The following is a 17,305-nucleotide window of genomic DNA, read 5'->3' on the forward strand; positions in this document are numbered from 1 at the left end:
AGTCAACACTTTTTTGTCACAAAATACTCAATATTATGGTAATTTTAGGTTGATGGTATTTCTCTCTTTTTGCTAGACTATTAGTGATTTCCGCAGTGAAAAATAAACGAGGTGAACAGCGTGAAGTTTTCGATCCAACGTGCAGTCTCTTATCATGATCAAGTCCATCATTATTTAAAAGATATGATTATTAAAGGAGGATATCGGCCCGGCGAACGGATCTACGAATCCAAAATCGCCAAGGAGCTGCAAGTGAGCCGCAGCCCCGTCAGGGAGGCGATTCGGACACTTGAACAAGAAGGCCTGTTATTGATAGATGATAAATCAAAAATTACAGTTTATGAACCGACAATTAAAGACCTTGAAGAAATATACCAATGCCGCCAGGCGCTCGAATCCCTGGCCGTTTCATTGGCAACCCGCCTTGCTTCAAATGCAACACTGGAGCACATTTCCGAAACGCTCTCCGAAGCGCGTAAGCACCAAGAAAGCCAAAGTCCGGAGTCTGCCAATGCGCTGCTTCTCCTAAATACGCGATTTCATGATCTCATCATCGAAACGAGCGAAAACGAACGCCTGCAAAAACAGCTGCTTGATTTGCGGTCGCTGACCTTTTTCTACCGGAGCAAAAACCTCGAAAAACCGGTGCGCACCCTTGACATCATCAATCAGCACGAGGAGATTCTGCGTCACATGCAGGACAGAAATGACGCCAAGGCTGCCGAATCAATGTGGAAGCATATAGAGGCAGACCTTTGCTATTTAAAAGAGGTGTTGTTCGGAAGCAGTTCCGCACGCTAAAAAAGCAGGGTTTCCCCTGCTTTTTTCAGCTCTGACAGACAAATTCGGCTGTGCTGTTGATTCCTTTGATGATATCCGAAAGGCGGTCGCGTTCATTCACAACATGAACGTGCTGAAACCCTGCGGCTGCAGCCTTCTTCCCCGCTTCTTCCGTGAGGCAGACCGCCTGCAGGCGGGCAGCCGTTTTTTCCGGATGGAGGCCGATTGTCTCCGCCTCGTTTACGAACAGCTCGACGCATGTTCGATTCGCAAACATCACGATATCAACAGGAAACTCCTCGATCTCCCGTTTAATGATCGATGTAAAGCGGCTGTCGATCATCCTGTCATGTGTAATCAATATCTCACACCCGGAGTGCGGTTGATGTTGCACGCCTTCCCGGCTGCCGATCAGCAAACAGCTGCTCGAAACCGGCATTTCCGCCTGCAGAAAAGCGGAAAATCCCCGTTTTTCAAGAGCTGCTTTTACATGCAGATCTGAAGCGTAGAGCCGGCCGCGCATTTCCCTGACATCGATCTTCAAAGCGGCAAGCCGGCTGAAAAATCTGCGCAGTGACGCACTTGACGTAAACAGCAGGCTGTCAAAAGAAGCAATTCGATCTAAGACTGTATCGTCAGGCACCGTTTCGGCTGATTTCCATTTCGGCCATTCTACAACTTCAGCGCCTTGTTCACGAAGCGTCTCCACCGGGACTCGTTCTTCTTCACAGCTTTTGACCGCCATGATGTTCAGCCCGATCAAAGGCTTTTCTTCAAACCAGCTGTTCTGCCTGAATGATACGATGTCGCCGATGACGATGATCGCGGGATTTTTGATTTGATGCTCGGTTATTTTTTCCCTAATATTCTGCAATGTCCCTTTAACGCTCCGCTGCCGGCCCCATGTGCCCCATTGGATGACTATCGCGGGAACAAGGGGAGACTTGCCGTGTTTCATCAGCTGCTCGCATATATAACCAAGGTTTTTGATCCCCATGTAAAAGACAAGGGTTTGGACGCCTTTGGCCAGCCCTTCCCAATTCATCTCCGGTTTGCCCGATTTATCATGGGCGGTGACAACGGCAAAGGATGAAGCGAAATCGCGGTGGGTCACAGGCAGTCCGGCATAAAGAGGCGCGGCGATTCCCGATGTAATGCCGGGCACCATTTCGTACGGGATGCCGTGTTCGCTGACGGCTGCCGCTTCTTCTCCGACTCTGCCGAACACGCTCGGGTCTCCTCCTTTCAGCCGGACCACTTTGAGGCCTTTCAGCCCCTTTTCAATGAGCAGTGCATTGATTTCACTTTGTTTCATATAATGGCGGTCCGGGAGCTTGCCGCAGTAGACAAATTCACATGATGCTTTTGCATGCTCAAGCAGCCGGGAATTGACGAGCCTGTCATACAATATGACATCCGCCGTCTCGATCAGTGTTCTTCCTTTTAATGTGATCAATCCTGAATCGCCCGGTCCGGCCCCGACAAAATATACTTTCCCATTCCCCATCAACTGTCATCCTTCCATCTGCCGATTCTATGAACGCGTTTGTTTTTTTAAATAAAGAGGGATCACATTGAGCGACCCTGTTGACAAAAATCGCGACACGTTCGATATCGCTTGTTCAGCCGTTTAATAAACGATATACAAATCTTCGCCTTCAACGATCGTTTCGTATGTCTGAACACACCCTGTGTCAGGCTCTTGGACTTTGCCGTCTTCAAGGCTGATCTTCCAGTCGTGCATCGGACAGAAGACGAATTTGCCGCTTACCATTCCTTCGGCAAGCACGCCCCCTTTGTGGGGGCAGCGGTTTTCAATCGCGCGGACATTGCCGTTAGAAAGCTTGAATACCGCGATTTCCTTGTCCTCGATAAGCACTGTCTTCCCAAGCTGATTCGGCAAATCCCCGATCTTCGAAACAAACACCTTTGTTAAGTTCTTGTTCACCATGTGAATTCCTCCTCAAGTTGGTTTCTCATTTTAAGAAGTGACAACATTTTCGAATAGCTGTTTTGTTGTCTTTTCGTCTTCCAAAAAGTCTTTCCACGGGTCTTTATGGACAGACAGCGCTTGATTGATGCGGTCATTCAGCTCTTTGCGTTTTTCTTTATCATTCAATACGGATTGGACGTGGGACAAGCCGACACGTTCAACCCATGCAGATGTCCGCTCTAAATAGTTGGCTGTTTCACGATAGTATTGGAGATACGCGCCTGTAATTTCGATGACTTCTTCAGCCGTTTTGACTTTCATTAACAGATCGCCCGCGCGCAAATGCGTGCCTCCGTTTCCGCCGACGTAAATTTCCCAGCCGCCGTCGATGCCGACGACGCCGATATCTTTAATGCCGGATTCGGCGCAGTTTCTCGGACAAGCGGAAACCGCCATTTTAATTTTGTGAGGCGTGTAGAGCCCTTCAAATTTTTTCTCAAGGTCAATTCCGAGGGCCATTGAGTCTTGCGTGCCGAAGCGGCAGAATTGTTCGCCTACACACGTTTTTACGGTTCTGAGCGTTTTTCCGTAAGCAAATCCTGAAGGCATGTCAAGATCAGCCCATACTTTCGGAAGATCTTCTTTTTTGACGCCGATCAGGTCGATCCGCTGGCCGCCGGTCATTTTCACAAGCGGAATTTCATATTTGTCGACGACATCAGCGATGCGCCGCAAATCATTCGAATTGGTAACCCCGCCGTACATCCGCGGTACGACTGAATATGTGCCGTCTTTTTGAATGTTGGCGTGCATCCGTTCATTGACGAAGCGGGACTCTCTTTCATCTTCATATTCCTTCGGATTGATCATGCCGAGGTAGTAGTTAAGCGCAGGGCGGCATTTGGAACAGCCTTCCGCCGTTTTCCAGCCGAGCACGTTCATGACTTCTTTCGTATGGGTCAGCCCTTTTTCTCTGATTTCGGCCACGATTTCGTCTCTTGAAAGGTCCGTACATCCGCAAATCGCTTCTTTTTGTGCTGAAGCATCGAACTCTGAGCCGAGCGTATGCTGCAGAATCTCAGCGACAAGCGGCTTACATCCTCCGCAAGAGCGTGATGCGCCTGTGCAGGCTTTAATTTCATCCGTCGACGTGCAGCCCTGCTCTTTGATCGCCTGAATGATCATCCCTTTCGAAACGCCGTTGCAGCCGCATACGATCTCATCGTCGCTCATCACAGCGGTCAAGCTCATGCCTTCTTCCTGATTCAAAGGCTGCAAGATTGAAATTTTAGAAGTATCTGAAATATCTGCTCCTTTTTGAATCATGGAAAACAACCTGTTGCCTTCGCTGCTGTCTCCGAACAGTACGGCGCCGATCACCTGATTGCCGCGCAGAACGATTTTCTTGTAGATTCCGTCCTGTTCGTCAAACACTTTGAGCGCTTTTTTGTCTTCTCCTTCATCCTCATTAAAGTCACCGGCGGAAAAGACCTCAACACCGGAAACCTTCAGCTGGGTTGATAAAACAGATCCTTCATACGGAGCCGTTTCAACGCCGCAGATTTTTTTGGCAAGCACTTTTGCCTGTTCATAAAGAGGCGCGACAAGTCCGTAGGCAATGCCTCTATGTTCCGCACATTCTCCGACAGCGTAAATGTTGGGAACTTCGGTTTCCATGTAATCATTGACGACGATTCCTCTGTTTACCGGAAGGCCGCAGTCTTTGCCGAGCTGAACGTTCGGCTTGATTCCGACCGCCATGACGACCAAATCGGCTTCAAGCGTTGAGCCGTCTTTGAATTTTAAGCCTTCGACACGTGTTTCTCCGTAAATTTCTTCTGTCTGCTTTTCAAGCAAGAATTTCATGCCCTGCTTTTCAAGCTCTTTTTGCAAAAGCCGTCCCGCGGTTGCATCAAGCTGACGCTCCATCAAATATGGCGCGAGGTGGATAACGGTAACATCCATGCCAAGGTTAAGAAGTCCGCGCGCTGCTTCCAGTCCCAGCAATCCGCCGCCGATAACGGCTGCTTTTTTGTACGTTTTGGAAGCTTCGAGCATGATATCCGTATCCTTGATATCACGGAATGCTGTGACACCTTCTTTATCCGCTCCGGGCAATGGCAGAATAAAAGGGAGAGAACCTGTCGCCAAAATCAGTTCATCATACGGCTGGACTCTTCCCGCATCCGTGATGACGGTTTTGGACTCCGGATCAACTTTAACGACTTCTTCATCTGTATACAGCTGAATCCCGTTTTCTTCATACCAATCCCAATCATTCAGTGTAATGTCCTTAACATCCGTATCTCCTTGAAGCACTTTGGAAAGAAGAATCCGGTTATAGTTTGGGTGCGGTTCGTTTCCGAAAATCGTGATCTGAAACTCTTCGTTTGAAATTTTAAGAATTTCTTCAACGGCCCTGACCCCGGCCATACCGTTCCCTACAAGGACTAGCTGCTTTTTTTCCACTATGATCCTCCCCTTTTTCAAAACAATTCACTATACGCTCTAAACAAGTATTCTGTTTACATCTTTAAAACTATCACAAATTATAGTTAATTTTGTAAACTTTTTATGACTTTTTATGACAATTCATTCACAAAATTGTCAACCTACGGACGAATTTTCACGGAGCAAACCTTAAATCCCGGCATTCTGCAAGACGGATCGAGCGTTTCCGCTATCAAATCATTCACATTTTGCGAATCTGCCCAATGCATCGGCACAAAAACAGTATCCGGCCTGATGGCTTCCGATAATTTGCTCCTGACAATGATGCTGCCTCTTTTTGACTCCACCCTGACCAGCATCCTGTCGCCAATGTTGTACTTTTCCGCCGTTTTCGGATGGATTTCCATAAATGATTCAAAGTGTCTGGCCTTGAGTGCAGCGCTCCTTCTCGTCTGTACGCCGGTTAAATAGTGAGACATCACCCTTCCGGTCGTCAGATAAAGGGGATACTCTTCAGTCGGTTCATCTTTTTTGATCTTTGGTTCGTTCGGGAAGACGCACATTTTCGCTTTTTTGTCGGGGTGGGCAAAGGATGATTCAAACAGACGCTGTGTCCCGGGGTGCCCCTGTTTGGGACAAGGCCATAAAATGCCGCCTTCCTTTCTCAGACGTTCATAAGTGATCCCCGAATAGTCGGCAATTCCGCCGCGGCTCGCTTTTCTTAATTCATTAAAAACATCCTCTGCCGATCGATATGAGAAATAACGGCCTTTTCCAAGAGCTGCAGCGATATCGCAAATAATTTGCCAGTCATGCCTCGCTTCACCGGGGCACGGCTTTGAGGCTTCCCTTAATGTCACTCTGCCTTCCAGATTGGTCATCGTTCCTTCGTCTTCGAGATAGGATGATGCGGGGAGAATGACGTCCGCGAGTCTTGCCGTTTCAGAAAGAAACAAATCAATGGCGGCAAAAAACTTTAATGTTCCTAAAGCGGATTTGACAAAGCCGGCGTTCGGACTGGATACAACAGGGTTTGAACACATTAAAAACATCCCGGTAATTTCCCCTTCATGAACTTTCTCCATCATTTCATAGGCGGATACACCTTTTCCCGGAAGGTCTTCAGCTTTTATGCCCCAAACATCCGCAATATAGGCGCGGTCGGCTTCGTTTTCAATCGACCGGTACCCGGGCAGCTGATCTGCTTTCTGGCCGTGCTCCCGCGCCCCCTGCCCGTTCCCTTGTCCTGTGACGGCGCCGTAGCCGCAAGCAAATTTGCCGATTTTCCCAGTCGATATTAGAATATTCAGTAAATTTCTGACAGCAGCCGTTCCGTCCGTTTGCTGTTCAACCCCTCTTGCCGTGAATAGCATTCCCGTCTCCTCGCGGGCGAATTTTACTGCAGCTTTTTTGATCTGCTCGATTTGTATCCCGGTTTTGGCTGCAATGTCTTCAAGTGATAAAGACGCCACATGGCGCTTGACCTCTTCAAAACCTTCAGCTCTCTCTCTGAGAAAAGCTCCGTCTGTCAGCTGTTCTTCAATGATGACTTTCAGCATACCGTTTGCGAGCGCGGCGTCTGTCCCAGGCTTGATTTTCAAATGCAGATCGGCGATCTTGGCCGTTGCCGTTTCGCGGGGATCGATGACAATGATGTAGGCCCCGTTTTGCTTTGCTTCTTCAAAATACGGCATGATCGTCGGCTGGCACTCTGCGATATTCGTACCTGCGAGGATGATGACCCTTGCATGGGGGATCTCGGAAAGGGCATTTGTCAGCCCCCGGTCCATTCCAAAGGTTTGATTTGCAGCTGTGGCGGCCGCCGACATGCAAAGCCTGCCGTTGTAGTCAATATGCTTCGTCTTCAAGGCGACGCGGGCGAACTTCCCGAGCAAATACGCTTCTTCATTTGTAATAGACGCGCTGCCATATACGCTCAAAGCATCACGGCCATCTTCATGCTGGATCGCTGTTACTTGCTCTTTGATGTACTGAAGCGCTTCTTCCCATGTCACACGGACGAATTCGCCGTTTTTTTTGATCAGCGGATGGGTGATCCTCTCTGAATGAAACGCGTGCTGGTGGGCGTTCATCCCTTTCATGCACAGCCGTCCTTTTGTCGTCGGATTGTCTTTTCCGACCGCCGTGTATTTTTTTCTTGTCACAATCGTCTGTTCAATGAGCTGCATTTTGCACTGCATGCTGCAAAATGGACATTGGGTGTCATACGTTTTTTCGGATTGCACTTCTTTTTGCTTTGTGCGAAAGTACTTTAGCAATCGTTCTGTCAATTCAAATCAGCCCTTTATCGTTTCTTGCTGAGCCAGCCGCTTCTCTTTTTCAAGCCGTTCGATCAGCTGGCCGCGAAGTCCGTTGTCAAATAAAACTTCCCGGATATGAATGATGCCGGCGCGTTCAATCCAATGCCCGACCTTCTCGAGATAATTTGCTGTTTCGCGGTAATATTGAAGCAGGCCTTTCATGAATTCCCCCGCTTCCTCCGCCGCGTCGGCTACTGAAAGCAGCTCTCCCGGAGAAGCATGCTGTCCTCCTTGGCCGCCCGCATAAATCTCCCAGCCCCCGTTTACTTTGAGAAGTCCGATGTCATGAACTGAAGCGTACACGCAATCGTCCAAACAGCCCGACACCCCGATCGAGACCTTGGCCGGAATGAGGAGGGATTCTGCCGCTTTTTCCAAGTCTGCTGCCAATGTTTGAATCTGCGGTGATCCGCACGTGCACGTTTTAACCGCGGCGATCCGCTGGTGCGGCGGCGGGCAATGCGGCATGCCGAGTTCTTCTTTCACGCGTTCTATATACTCCGGCTTAATACCAGCAAGCTTTAATCTCTGATGGTGTGTCATGTACACCTCTTGAATTTGATATTTTTCAATCACTCCGGCAATGTGCTTCAGCTCTTCGGCATTCGTTCGGCCTCCGTACATTTGCGGAATGATTGTATCCGTCTCCTCTTCGTGCTCCTCATAGATAATGTCCGGACGGATCATTTTTAAATAGTAGCGAATCGCGGGTACGCAAATCCGGCAGCCGCTGCTGTTTTTCCAGCCGAGCGCCGAGATGACTTCGTGAACGGAAGAAAGATTTCTTATCTGTATTTCGTTCACGACTTCATCTTCCGTGAATGAAGTGCAGGCGCACATCGGCTGTTCCGTCGCAGATACGTAATCATCCTGTTCAGCGGTATGGAGCAGCAGTTCTTCAAGCAACGGCCTGCAGCCGCCGCATGATCCGGAAGCATTTGTACAGCCTTTGACCTCCTCAGCCGTCTTTAAACCGTGCGTCTGTATAGCTTCCATGATCGCGCCTTTTGAAACCGCATTGCATTGGCAGATCGTTTCACTAAGCGCCATAGAAGTGACTGCACTGTCTTCTTCCGATTGAAACAACTCTTTTTTGACAACGGTAATATCCCTTTGTTTGATGATGCTTTCCAACAGCCGTTGGCTGCCGCAGGTGTCTCCGTATAAAATCACGCCGGCCATTTTATCCCCTTGAAAGACGGCTTTTTTATAGACTCCTGACGCTTCGTCTAAAAGTTTAATAGCCGTTGTCGAGTCGTCCTCTGTGATTTTCCCTGCCGAAAAGACGTCGATGCCGGAAATTTTTAGAGCTGCGGACGGAACGGAGCCCTGATAACCGGCACATTCGAGCCCGCAAATATGTCTGGCCAGCACTTTCCCCTGTTCATACAATGGCTTGACTAGACCATAGACCGTTCCGTTATGCTCCGCACATTCACCGACGGCGTAGACATTTGGAATATTTGTCTCCATATAGTCGCTGACGATAATCGCCCGGTTTGTTGCAATACCGCTCGCCTTGGCCAATTCGATATTCGGTCTGACACCGGCAGCCATGACGATGAGATCGGCGCTGACCTCCGTCCCGTCTTTAAACCGCACACCCTCGGCGCGGGATCTTCCTAAAATCGCCTCTGTATCTTTATCCAAAAGAAAATGGATCCCTTGACGCTCCAGCTCTTTCTGGAGCATGGCAGATGCCGGCGGATCAAGCTGGTTCTGCATGATGCAGGAAGAGTGGTGAATCACATCAACCTTCATCCCGAGGTTTGCCAATCCTCGCGCCGCCTCAAGGCCCAAAATTCCCGCGCCGATGACGGCCGCTTTTTCAAACCGCTTTGATGCCTTTATCAATGCCCGGCAATCGTCTATTGTTCTAAAACCATATACCCCTTCTTTGTCCGCACCATGAACCGGGAGGATAAACGGGGAAGAGCCCGTCGCAATGATCAGTTTGTCATAAGCGATTTCACGGTTTTGATCTGTCGCCACCGTCTGTTTCTCCGTATCTATTGCGACAGCCGTTTCCCCTGTATAAAGTGTAATCCCGTTATCTTCATACCAGCTCCGGCTTTTTGTCATCACATCGTTCCAATCCGTTTCCCCCTGAAGGACAGAAGACAGCAGAATCCGATTATAGCTGAGGTGTGGTTCGCTGCCGATGATGACGATCTCAAACCGGCTCCCGCCGTGTTGTAAAATTTCTTCCGCCGTGCGAACTCCGGCCATGCCGTTTCCTATTAAAACCAGCCTTTGTTTCCCCATTTTCTCCCCTCCCCTCTGCAGCTTTGCTCTGGATTATTATTTCACATTGCATCGCTAAAGCGTTCAAACCTGTTACATTTCCTGACAAAAAATTTTAGAAACAGGACGGTTTGACCAGTACTCATTGATGACGCTTTAACGGCTTTTGCTGCCGATGTTAAAGTTCAACATTTTATCACATTTTTTATCAGGTTCCGCTTGTTTCTTTTTCTGCAATCTACTAGGCTTATATGTAAAGAACATAAGGAATGGAGGAGGAGAATGCTACCGATTAAAAGAAGACAGCAGATATTGGTGTGGGTCAAAGAAGAAGAATCTCTGCGCATTTCGGACATTTCGAAAAGGCTGAACGTCTCTGAAATGACCATATACCGCGACATTAAACCGCTTGTTGAAAACGGACAGATCATCAAGACGGCCGGCGGAATTACCCTAAACAAGCCGAAGCAGCAGCTTGGGCAGCTTTGCGTCGTTTGCGGAAAAGGGACAGGCTCGAGGCTTTCCGTGCAAATTGTAAAAAACGACAGCCAGATTGAACAATTTTGCTGTGCCCATTGCGCAATGCTCCGCTATGAGAAAGTAAAAGATGACGTGTCACAGATCATCTGCAGGGATTTTTTGCTGGATACGACGATCAGCGCCAAAGCCGCCGTCTTTTTGCTGGATACGGACCTTCATTTGAACTGCTGCGAGCCGCAGGCGATCCCTTTCGCTTCTGAAGCAGATGCGCGGAAATTTAAAAAAGGCTTTGGCGGACAGCTGTTATCGTTTGACGATGCCGCGCTTCTCGTCCAAAAAACGATGAAGAACAGCTGCTGCAGCCTGAAGACGTGAAATTTTGTTAAGAGATTGGATGAATGTGATGAAGAGAGCAACACTCTGGACAGTTCTTGCTGTTCTTTGTATCATTTTGCTGCCAAAAGCCGCTTTTGCTCACGCATATATCGTAAAATCAACTCCAGCTGAAAATCAGGAGCTGAAAAAAGCGCCTGCAGAAATCAAGATTGAATTCAATGAAGCGATTCAGAACGGGTTTCATTCGATAACGGTCAGAAATTCGTCAGGTGAGCGCGTCGATACCGGCAAAACGGAAATCGACCCCCAAAACGCCAAGATTATGACCGTCAAGCTGAAACCAAAGTTAAAGGATGATATCTACTCGGCCGAATGGAGAGCCGTATCCGCAGATGGGCATCCCGTATCAGGCACGATCCCTTTCAGCATCGGAAACATTCAAGGCGGGCTGCCGAAAGATCAGCAAAATCAAGCATCAGGCCTGCCGGCAGCCGATACCGTCATGGAACGCGTCCTTTTGTATACCGGTTTCTCCCTGTTCATGGGGGCCGCTCTCTTTCAGCTCGTATGGCACCGCCCTGAAAACGGCTGGCCGGGTGACAAACGGCGCCGGCTGAAGCGGATCAAGAATGCGGCGCTCATATTGACAGGGGCCGCCATCATCATTCAGCTGCCCCTGCAAACAAAAGCAAACGCGGGCGTTTCCTGGAGCGGGGCTTTCCAGCCTTCGCTTTTGCAAGAAACGCTTCTGAATACGACGGGCGGAATGCTGTGGCTGATCAACATCGCCATCATCGCCGTGCTTGTATTTTGTTCGAACAGAAAAGGTCTGAAGAGCGCGATCTTGAGTCTGTTCCTTTTTGCCGGGCTTTTGTTCGTCAAATCGCTCGACGGCCATGCCGCTTCGACGAGCGCCGGCTATATGACGATCGCGATGAACTTCATCCATCTGAATGCCGCTTCCATTTGGACGGGCGGACTCGCGATGTTTGTGCTGTTTTTCGGAAAAGACTGGCTGAAGCCTGACAAAAGTTTGATATGGGAAACCATTCGGCGCTTCTCGCCATGGGCGCTCGTTTCAGCAGGGCTTCTCATATTTTCGGGCCTTTTCAACAGCTTTTTCATTGTTCATACACTGGATAACCTGTTCGGGACGGCTTACGGGAAAGCGCTCCTTGTGAAATCGGCGCTCGTTCTTCTCATGATCGGACTTGGAGCATTTCACTATTTCCGTTTTAGAAAAGCGAAACAGCAGGGCGGCCGTTCGCTGAAAGCTGAGTGGGCAGTCGGGCTTTTCATTCTGCTGACCACGGCGGTTTTCACCAATCTTCCAAGTCCGCCCGCGCCGCTGCCGCAACCTTTCAGTGAGACGAAGCAGCTGCCGGAAGGAAACACGCTGTCGCTCCGAATCAGCCCGAACATGCCGGGCTCAAATGCGTTTGAAGTCACAGTCAGAAACAGAAAAGGAGACGTCGTCAAAGATATTCAAAAAATCGAATTAACCGTTGAGAAAACCGGGCTTTTCGGGGATGACAAGGAGAGCACGTTCAGCCTCAGCAAAAATAAAGACGGCGTTTTCCAAACGAAAAATTTAAATTTAAGCGAAGACGGCATCTGGAAGATCCGCGTTCACGGATTAACGGCGTCATTTGAGGAAATCAGAACGGTTTTCAATGCAAAAATTAATAAAAAGGAGTTTTGATTATGTTTAAAAAAACATTATGGCTGGGTGCAATCCTAGCATCATTATTGCTTTTCTCTGTTCCAGTCAGCGCACATGTCACGGTAAAACCGGCTGAATCAGCAGCAGGCTCATGGGAAACATACACCGTCAAAGTACCGGTTGAAAAAGACAACGCCACAACCAAGGTCGTTCTCAGCATGCCGGACGGTGTTGAATTTCAGCAGTATGAACCGGTGCCGGGCTGGAAAACGAGCACTAAAACCGGCAAAAACGAAAAAGTGACAAGGGTGACGTGGGAAGCCGAAAACGGCGGCATTCAGCCTGGTGAATTCCAGCAGTTTACCTTCACCGCCAAAAACCCTGACAAAGAACAAAAGGCCGCCTGGAACGCTTACCAATATTATAAAGACGGCACGATTGTCGAGTGGACCGGCGATGAAAACGCCGATACCCCGCATGCGATCACAAGCATTGTCGACGCTGCAAAGCTTGGTCACGAAACGGTTGACGCACACGGCGCTTCAACGAAAGAAAACACTGCCGCAGAAAATGAAGACGGTCAAGCAGGACAAGGGATTCAAACCGCTTCCCTGATCCTGTCGATCCTCGCCGTGCTTCTTGGGGGTGCTGCGCTGCTCTTGACAGTGCGCAAAAAGAAATCGTAAAAATGAAAGGCAGTCGGGAATATCCCGACTGCCTTTTTGTGCCCATTTCAGTCCGAATCCCGCACGATCTGATAATACATGCCCGTTTTTTGATCGACCACCGGCTCTAAATAAAGCCCGTCATCAGTCTCAAATGTTCCATTCAGGCGAGCGGCATCCCCTGTATATAACGTGTACTTGCTTTCCTTAGGCGTTGTGAACGGTGAAGACACTTCCACACTCTCCGTTTCCGGGTGATCAGATTTTACAATGACATAATTCAAGTCGCGGTACCATTGATATTTGCCGTTTTCCCGTTTGATGTGAGCGAGGCAAATTCCCTCCCCCTCCGAATCGCCGAATCGAAAGACGACGACTTGTTCGCCGTTTAAATCGATTTTGTCTATAATATCGTCTTTTGTGATGTTCTCGTAACGAATACCGTCCTCAATCGCTTCCTGTTCGCTGTTCACCCATTTGGTTTGTTCATCATTTTCTTGGGCGCTCGCACAACCCGCAAGCAAGATCGCCAAAAATAATAAAACTGTTCGCTTTTTCATCCGCTTCCTCCGACTTTAATTGTTTTAGGCCATTATATGAATTCGGCCAGCGTTTAAAATATCCTCTTTGCAGGAAAATTTCCGATACAGTGATTCAAAAATTGGCAAACTTATCTTACAATAGAAAAAGTTCTGAATGATTGAGTGGGGAGAGATCGGAGTATGAAAGTATCGGTTCTGTTTGTCTTGCTTGCGGCCATTTTATGGGGAACGACGGGAACAACTCAGGCATTCGCGCCTGAAGAGGCTGCGCCTCTTGTGTTCGGCGCTGTCAGAATGGCGGTCGGCGGCATCACCCTGCTCTTGTTTGCGGCTTTGCGCGGTCAATTAAAACGAAGCGGCTGGCCCATTAAAACGCTGATCATCGCAGCATTGAGCATGGCATTTTATCAGCCTTTCTTTTTTTCAGCCGTCAGCCTGTCAGGGATCGCCGTCGGAACGGTCGTCGCTATCGGCAGCGCTCCGATTATCGCCGGCTGCCTCGAATGGCTCGTGTTCAAAAAGGTGCCGCAGGCGAAATGGTGGATCGCAACAGCTGCTGCGATAGCAGGCGTATCTTTTTTATTCATCCCGTCCGCCTCAGCGGGGGGGAGCTTTCTCGGCATACTGCTCGCACTCGGCGCCGGTCTTTCCTTTGCCGTCTACACGCTGACAAGCAAAAAGCTCCTGCAACAGCAGAAGCCGGAGGCTGTCACAGGCACCGTGTTCTTTTTAAGCGCTGTATTGCTTGCCCCGTTATTGTTTCTGTACGATCTGAGCTGGATTTTATCGGTTCAGGGAATGGCTGTCAGCCTCTATATCGGCGTCATTGCAACAGGGGCCGCGTACCTGTTATTTACGACAGGATTGGCAAAAGTGCCCGCCTCAACGGCGGTGACCCTGTCGCTGGCTGAACCGCTCACAGCGTCGCTTTTGGGAACCGTGCTTGTCAGAGAATCGCTGCCTCTTGTTTCCTGGGCCGGGATCGCACTGCTTCTTCTAGGCATTTTTTATATTTCCTATCAGCCCAAAAAGGATAAAATAAACGCTGAACAGGTGAAAGCGTAAAAAAACCCGCCCGTGGTATGCGGGCGGGTTTTCATGTTGACTTATGATTCATCCAAACCGATGGACAAATATTTCGTTTCCAAATACGGCTCGATGCCTTCCTGTCCGCCTTCGCGTCCGATGCCGCTTTCCTTCATGCCGCCGAAAGGCGCCTGAACGGTTGACGGTCCGCCGTCATTCCAGCCGAGTATGCCGTAATCAAGGGTTTCGGACAAATAGATGCCGCGGCGGTAGTTTTCCGTAAAGAAGTATGCCGCTAAACCGTAAGGCGTATCATTGGCGAGCTTGACTGCTTCGTCCAGCGTTTTAAAAGTCGTAATCGGCGCAACGGGACCGAATGTTTCCTCATGCATGATCGTCATTGAAGGATCAACATCTGTCAGCACTGTCGGGTGGACAAAGTAGCATGATTTCTCATCATCGCTTTCGTATTCGGCGCCGATGAGAACTTTTGCCCCTTTATTCACCGCGTCATTGATTTGGTCGACGATTTTTTGGAAACCGTTTTTATTGATGACCGGTCCGATTGATACACCTTCTTCAAGTCCGTTCCCGACTTTCAGCTTGGCAACTTCGGCGCGGAGTTTTTCTGCAAATTCATCCTTAACCGATTCATGAACGATCAGACGGTTTGCACAGACGCACGTTTGTCCGGCATTCCTGTATTTCGACAGCATCGTCTGTTTAACGGCGAGGTCGATGTTGGCATCTTCATCAACGATCAGCGGGGCATGGCCGCCGAGCTCCATTGACACATGCTTCACCGTCTCGGCGCTGTTTTTCATTAAATGTTTGCCGACAGGCGTAGATCCGGTGAACGTAATTTTTCGGATCAGCGGATGGCTTGTAAAAATAGAACCGATCTCTTGACCGTCGCCGATCACACACTGAAGGACGTCTTTCGGAATGCCCGCTTCGTGGCCGAGGCGGACGAGCTCAAGCGCCGTTAAAGGCGTGTCAGGCGCCGGCTTGATGATAAAGGTACAGCCCGCCGCCAAAGCCGGCGCCGCTTTTCGCGTGATCATCGCCGCCGGAAAGTTCCACGGGGTAATCGCCGCAACAGGACCGACTCCCTGGCGCGTGACGATGATGCGCTTGTTCGTCACAGATGCGGGAACCGTTCTTCCATAGATGCGTTTCGCTTCCTCCGCATACCATTCGATATAGCCGGCGCTATATATGACTTCACCTTGTGCCTCAGCATAAGGCTTGCCGTTTTCAAGCGTAATCAATTTTGCCAGCTCGTCCTTCTGCTCCACAATCAAATCGAACCATTTTTTCAGCAAGCCCGCTCGTTCTGTAGCCGATGTTTTCGACCATTTTTGAAATGCTTCATGCGAGCGTACGACTGCCTCTTCGACTTCTTTTGCGGATTGCTGGGGAACCGATTTGATTTTTTCTCCAGTCGCAGGATTATATACTTCTAGCATGCTGGTCATGTTGAATCTCCTCCCCTTTACGTTTTGAACTGCTGTTGAATAAAAGAAAACCGATCAATGTCCATCCCGCCAAGATCAGCCATTCATACGGCCATGTGAGCGCGGCCGGCATGCCTGGCAAATAAAAGGCGAGAAAGATAACACTTAAGAGAATAGCAGATATACCAGTCGTTTTCCACTTATTGATTTTATACGGTCTGTTTAAATCCGGCTCTGTCTTTCTCAGCTTCATGAATGCAATCGACACGATCAAATATCCGACTATAATACCTGTTCCCCCTGCATTGACGATCCAAACAAGGGCAGGGCGCCCGAGCAGCGGCGCAAAAAACGCCAGCGCTCCCAGAAACAAAATCGCGTTCGTCGGTGTTTTATACTTCGGATGGATGAAACCGAACCATTTCGGCACCATGCCTTTTTCCGACATGGCAAACAGAATGCGGCTCGCGCCGATGATAAATGCATTCCAGCTCGTAATGATGCCGGCGACTCCGCCGAGGACAAGCACCGTGCCGAACAGCTGGTTCCCGAGCAGATTGACCATGGCATCCGCGGTCGCCAAAGAAGTCGTTGCAAGCTCGCTTTCTGACAGCCCCATCGTCACCCCGAATACAATCAGCAAATAAAACAAGACCGCACTGACAATCGAAATAATCAAAATTTTGCCGATGATTTTTTTCGGGGCATTAATTTCAGCCGCAACCTGAGGGATGACGTCAAATCCGACAAACAGAAACGGAATCATGACGAGGACGGACATCATCCCGGAAAATCCGTCTTTAAAAAGGGGCTGCATATGTTCAACATTACCGTTTACCAAGGCGCCGCCCAAAAGGAGAAAGCCCGTGGCGATAATCGCGATTGTAAAAACCGACTGAAAAATCGCGGCCGGCTTGACGCCGAAGTAATTGAGCGCGGTCAGGACGACCGCACCCCCTGAACCGATCAACACCCAAGTGACATACACGTCCCAGCCGCTAAGTGACCAGAGAAACCCCTGATGTTCGACAGGCAGGACGTAATCAATGACGGTCGGCAATGCGACCGCCTCAAATGTAATTACCGAAACATAGCCGAAAAGCACACCCCAAGCCGCGACAAAAGCCGTTTTTCGGCCGAACGCCCTGTAGACGAATATCAAGCCGCCTCCCGTTTCAGGGATGGCAGAAGACAGCTCCGCGTACGTTAACCCGATTAAGATGACGAGAATGCCGCCGATGATAAACGCGACGGTGCTGCCCATAAAGCCGGCTGTCGAAATCCAGTCGCCGGAAAGGACGACCCAGCCCCAGCCGAGCATCGCCCCGATCGCTAAAAATAGCACATCCGTCTGCGACATCGTTTTTTTCATTTGCTGTTTTCCCATCTATATCCGCCCCTTCTTTT

At 49.4% G+C, this 17,305-nt stretch carries 13 protein-coding genes; 5 read left to right on the forward strand and 8 right to left on the reverse strand.

Annotated features, from left to right (window positions below; translation table 11 throughout):
* The first annotated feature begins 120 nt into the window (after positions 1 to 120).
* Entirely contained in the window at positions 121 to 801 is a 681-nt protein-coding gene (locus QMZ64_RS08745) for a GntR family transcriptional regulator (RefSeq protein WP_265624827.1), read from the forward strand.
* 25 nt (positions 802 to 826) lie between these two features.
* Here QMZ64_RS08745 and cobA read toward each other — a convergent pair whose 3' ends face one another.
* From cobA to nirB (QMZ64_RS08770), 5 genes are all read right to left on the reverse strand, one after another.
* Positions 827 to 2,287 (reverse strand): uroporphyrinogen-III C-methyltransferase, encoded by a 1,461-nt coding sequence (cobA, locus tag QMZ64_RS08750; RefSeq protein ID WP_265624828.1) that lies wholly within the window; start codon positions 2,285 to 2,287, stop codon positions 827 to 829.
* Positions 2,288 to 2,410: 123 nt separating this feature from the next.
* Positions 2,411 to 2,731 (reverse strand): nitrite reductase small subunit NirD, encoded by a 321-nt coding sequence (nirD, locus tag QMZ64_RS08755; RefSeq protein ID WP_059231878.1) that lies wholly within the window; start codon positions 2,729 to 2,731, stop codon positions 2,411 to 2,413.
* A 30-nt stretch (positions 2,732 to 2,761) separates the two neighbouring features.
* Complete coding sequence (gene nirB / locus QMZ64_RS08760; protein ID WP_265624829.1) at positions 2,762 to 5,182, reverse strand: nitrite reductase large subunit NirB; 2,421 nt, start codon at positions 5,180 to 5,182, stop codon at positions 2,762 to 2,764.
* Between the two features lie 143 nt (positions 5,183 to 5,325).
* Positions 5,326 to 7,455 (reverse strand): assimilatory nitrate reductase catalytic subunit NasC, encoded by a 2,130-nt coding sequence (nasC, locus tag QMZ64_RS08765; RefSeq protein ID WP_301441247.1) that lies wholly within the window; start codon positions 7,453 to 7,455, stop codon positions 5,326 to 5,328.
* Positions 7,456 to 7,461: 6 nt separating this feature from the next.
* Complete coding sequence (gene nirB, locus QMZ64_RS08770; RefSeq protein ID WP_301441248.1) at positions 7,462 to 9,750, reverse strand: nitrite reductase large subunit NirB; 2,289 nt, start codon at positions 9,748 to 9,750, stop codon at positions 7,462 to 7,464.
* 261 nt (positions 9,751 to 10,011) lie between these two features.
* Between nirB (QMZ64_RS08770) and QMZ64_RS08775 the strand changes: the two genes are divergently transcribed.
* Genes QMZ64_RS08775 through QMZ64_RS08785 form a run of 3 tightly spaced genes read left to right on the forward strand, consistent with a single transcriptional unit; the run spans position 10,012 to position 12,894 of the window.
* Complete coding sequence (locus QMZ64_RS08775) at positions 10,012 to 10,584, forward strand: DeoR family transcriptional regulator (protein WP_265624832.1); 573 nt, start codon at positions 10,012 to 10,014, stop codon at positions 10,582 to 10,584.
* A 19-nt stretch (positions 10,585 to 10,603) separates the two neighbouring features.
* Positions 10,604 to 12,247, forward strand: coding sequence for a copper resistance protein CopC (locus QMZ64_RS08780; RefSeq protein WP_301441249.1), 1,644 nt, complete (start codon positions 10,604 to 10,606; stop codon positions 12,245 to 12,247).
* 2 nt (positions 12,248 to 12,249) lie between these two features.
* Positions 12,250 to 12,894: a YcnI family copper-binding membrane protein gene (locus QMZ64_RS08785; RefSeq protein ID WP_265624834.1), complete on the forward strand. Its 645-nt coding sequence runs from the start codon at positions 12,250 to 12,252 to the stop codon at positions 12,892 to 12,894.
* A 47-nt stretch (positions 12,895 to 12,941) separates the two neighbouring features.
* Here the strand turns inward: QMZ64_RS08785 and QMZ64_RS08790 are convergent, their stop codons facing one another.
* The gene (locus tag QMZ64_RS08790) at positions 12,942 to 13,433 is read right to left on the reverse strand and encodes a putative periplasmic lipoprotein (RefSeq protein WP_265624835.1); all 492 of its coding nucleotides are present in this window, start codon (positions 13,431 to 13,433) and stop codon (positions 12,942 to 12,944) included.
* Positions 13,434 to 13,595: 162 nt separating this feature from the next.
* On the opposite strand from QMZ64_RS08790, the gene QMZ64_RS08795 reads away from it, so the two are divergent.
* Complete coding sequence (locus QMZ64_RS08795; RefSeq protein ID WP_301441250.1) at positions 13,596 to 14,480, forward strand: EamA family transporter; 885 nt, start codon at positions 13,596 to 13,598, stop codon at positions 14,478 to 14,480.
* 41 nt (positions 14,481 to 14,521) lie between these two features.
* Here QMZ64_RS08795 and gabD read toward each other — a convergent pair whose 3' ends face one another.
* Together gabD and QMZ64_RS08805 are read right to left on the reverse strand one after the other, a co-directional pair.
* On the reverse strand, positions 14,522 to 15,919 hold the full coding sequence (gene gabD, locus QMZ64_RS08800) for a succinate-semialdehyde dehydrogenase (protein WP_301441251.1): 1,398 nt from the start codon (positions 15,917 to 15,919) through the stop codon (positions 14,522 to 14,524).
* Complete coding sequence (locus QMZ64_RS08805) at positions 15,894 to 17,285, reverse strand: APC family permease (RefSeq protein ID WP_020450182.1); 1,392 nt, start codon at positions 17,283 to 17,285, stop codon at positions 15,894 to 15,896. The genes gabD and QMZ64_RS08805 overlap by 26 nt, the downstream gene beginning before the upstream one ends.
* Between the last annotated feature and the right edge of the window lie 20 nt (positions 17,286 to 17,305).

Source organism: Bacillus sp. LB7, from assembly GCF_030449715.1.
Lineage (GTDB): Bacteria > Bacillota > Bacilli > Bacillales > Bacillaceae > Bacillus > Bacillus paralicheniformis.

What these genes read in the sequence shown, in the direction of transcription:
- QMZ64_RS08785 (WP_265624834.1), top strand. Translation starts at nt 12,250, where the DNA reads ATGTTTAAAAAAACATTATGGCTGGGTGCAATCCTAGCATCATTATTG.
- QMZ64_RS08805 (WP_020450182.1), bottom strand. Translation starts at nt 17,285, where the DNA reads ATGGGAAAACAGCAAATGAAAAAAACGATGTCGCAGACGGATGTGCTA.
- nirB (WP_301441248.1), bottom strand. Translation starts at nt 9,750, where the DNA reads ATGGGGAAACAAAGGCTGGTTTTAATAGGAAACGGCATGGCCGGAGTT.
- QMZ64_RS08780 (WP_301441249.1), top strand. Translation starts at nt 10,604, where the DNA reads ATGAATGTGATGAAGAGAGCAACACTCTGGACAGTTCTTGCTGTTCTT.
- cobA (WP_265624828.1), bottom strand. Translation starts at nt 2,287, where the DNA reads ATGGGGAATGGGAAAGTATATTTTGTCGGGGCCGGACCGGGCGATTCA.
- QMZ64_RS08775 (WP_265624832.1), top strand. Translation starts at nt 10,012, where the DNA reads ATGCTACCGATTAAAAGAAGACAGCAGATATTGGTGTGGGTCAAAGAA.
- nirD (WP_059231878.1), bottom strand. Translation starts at nt 2,731, where the DNA reads ATGGTGAACAAGAACTTAACAAAGGTGTTTGTTTCGAAGATCGGGGAT.
- gabD (WP_301441251.1), bottom strand. Translation starts at nt 15,919, where the DNA reads ATGACCAGCATGCTAGAAGTATATAATCCTGCGACTGGAGAAAAAATC.
- QMZ64_RS08795 (WP_301441250.1), top strand. Translation starts at nt 13,596, where the DNA reads ATGAAAGTATCGGTTCTGTTTGTCTTGCTTGCGGCCATTTTATGGGGA.
- QMZ64_RS08790 (WP_265624835.1), bottom strand. Translation starts at nt 13,433, where the DNA reads ATGAAAAAGCGAACAGTTTTATTATTTTTGGCGATCTTGCTTGCGGGT.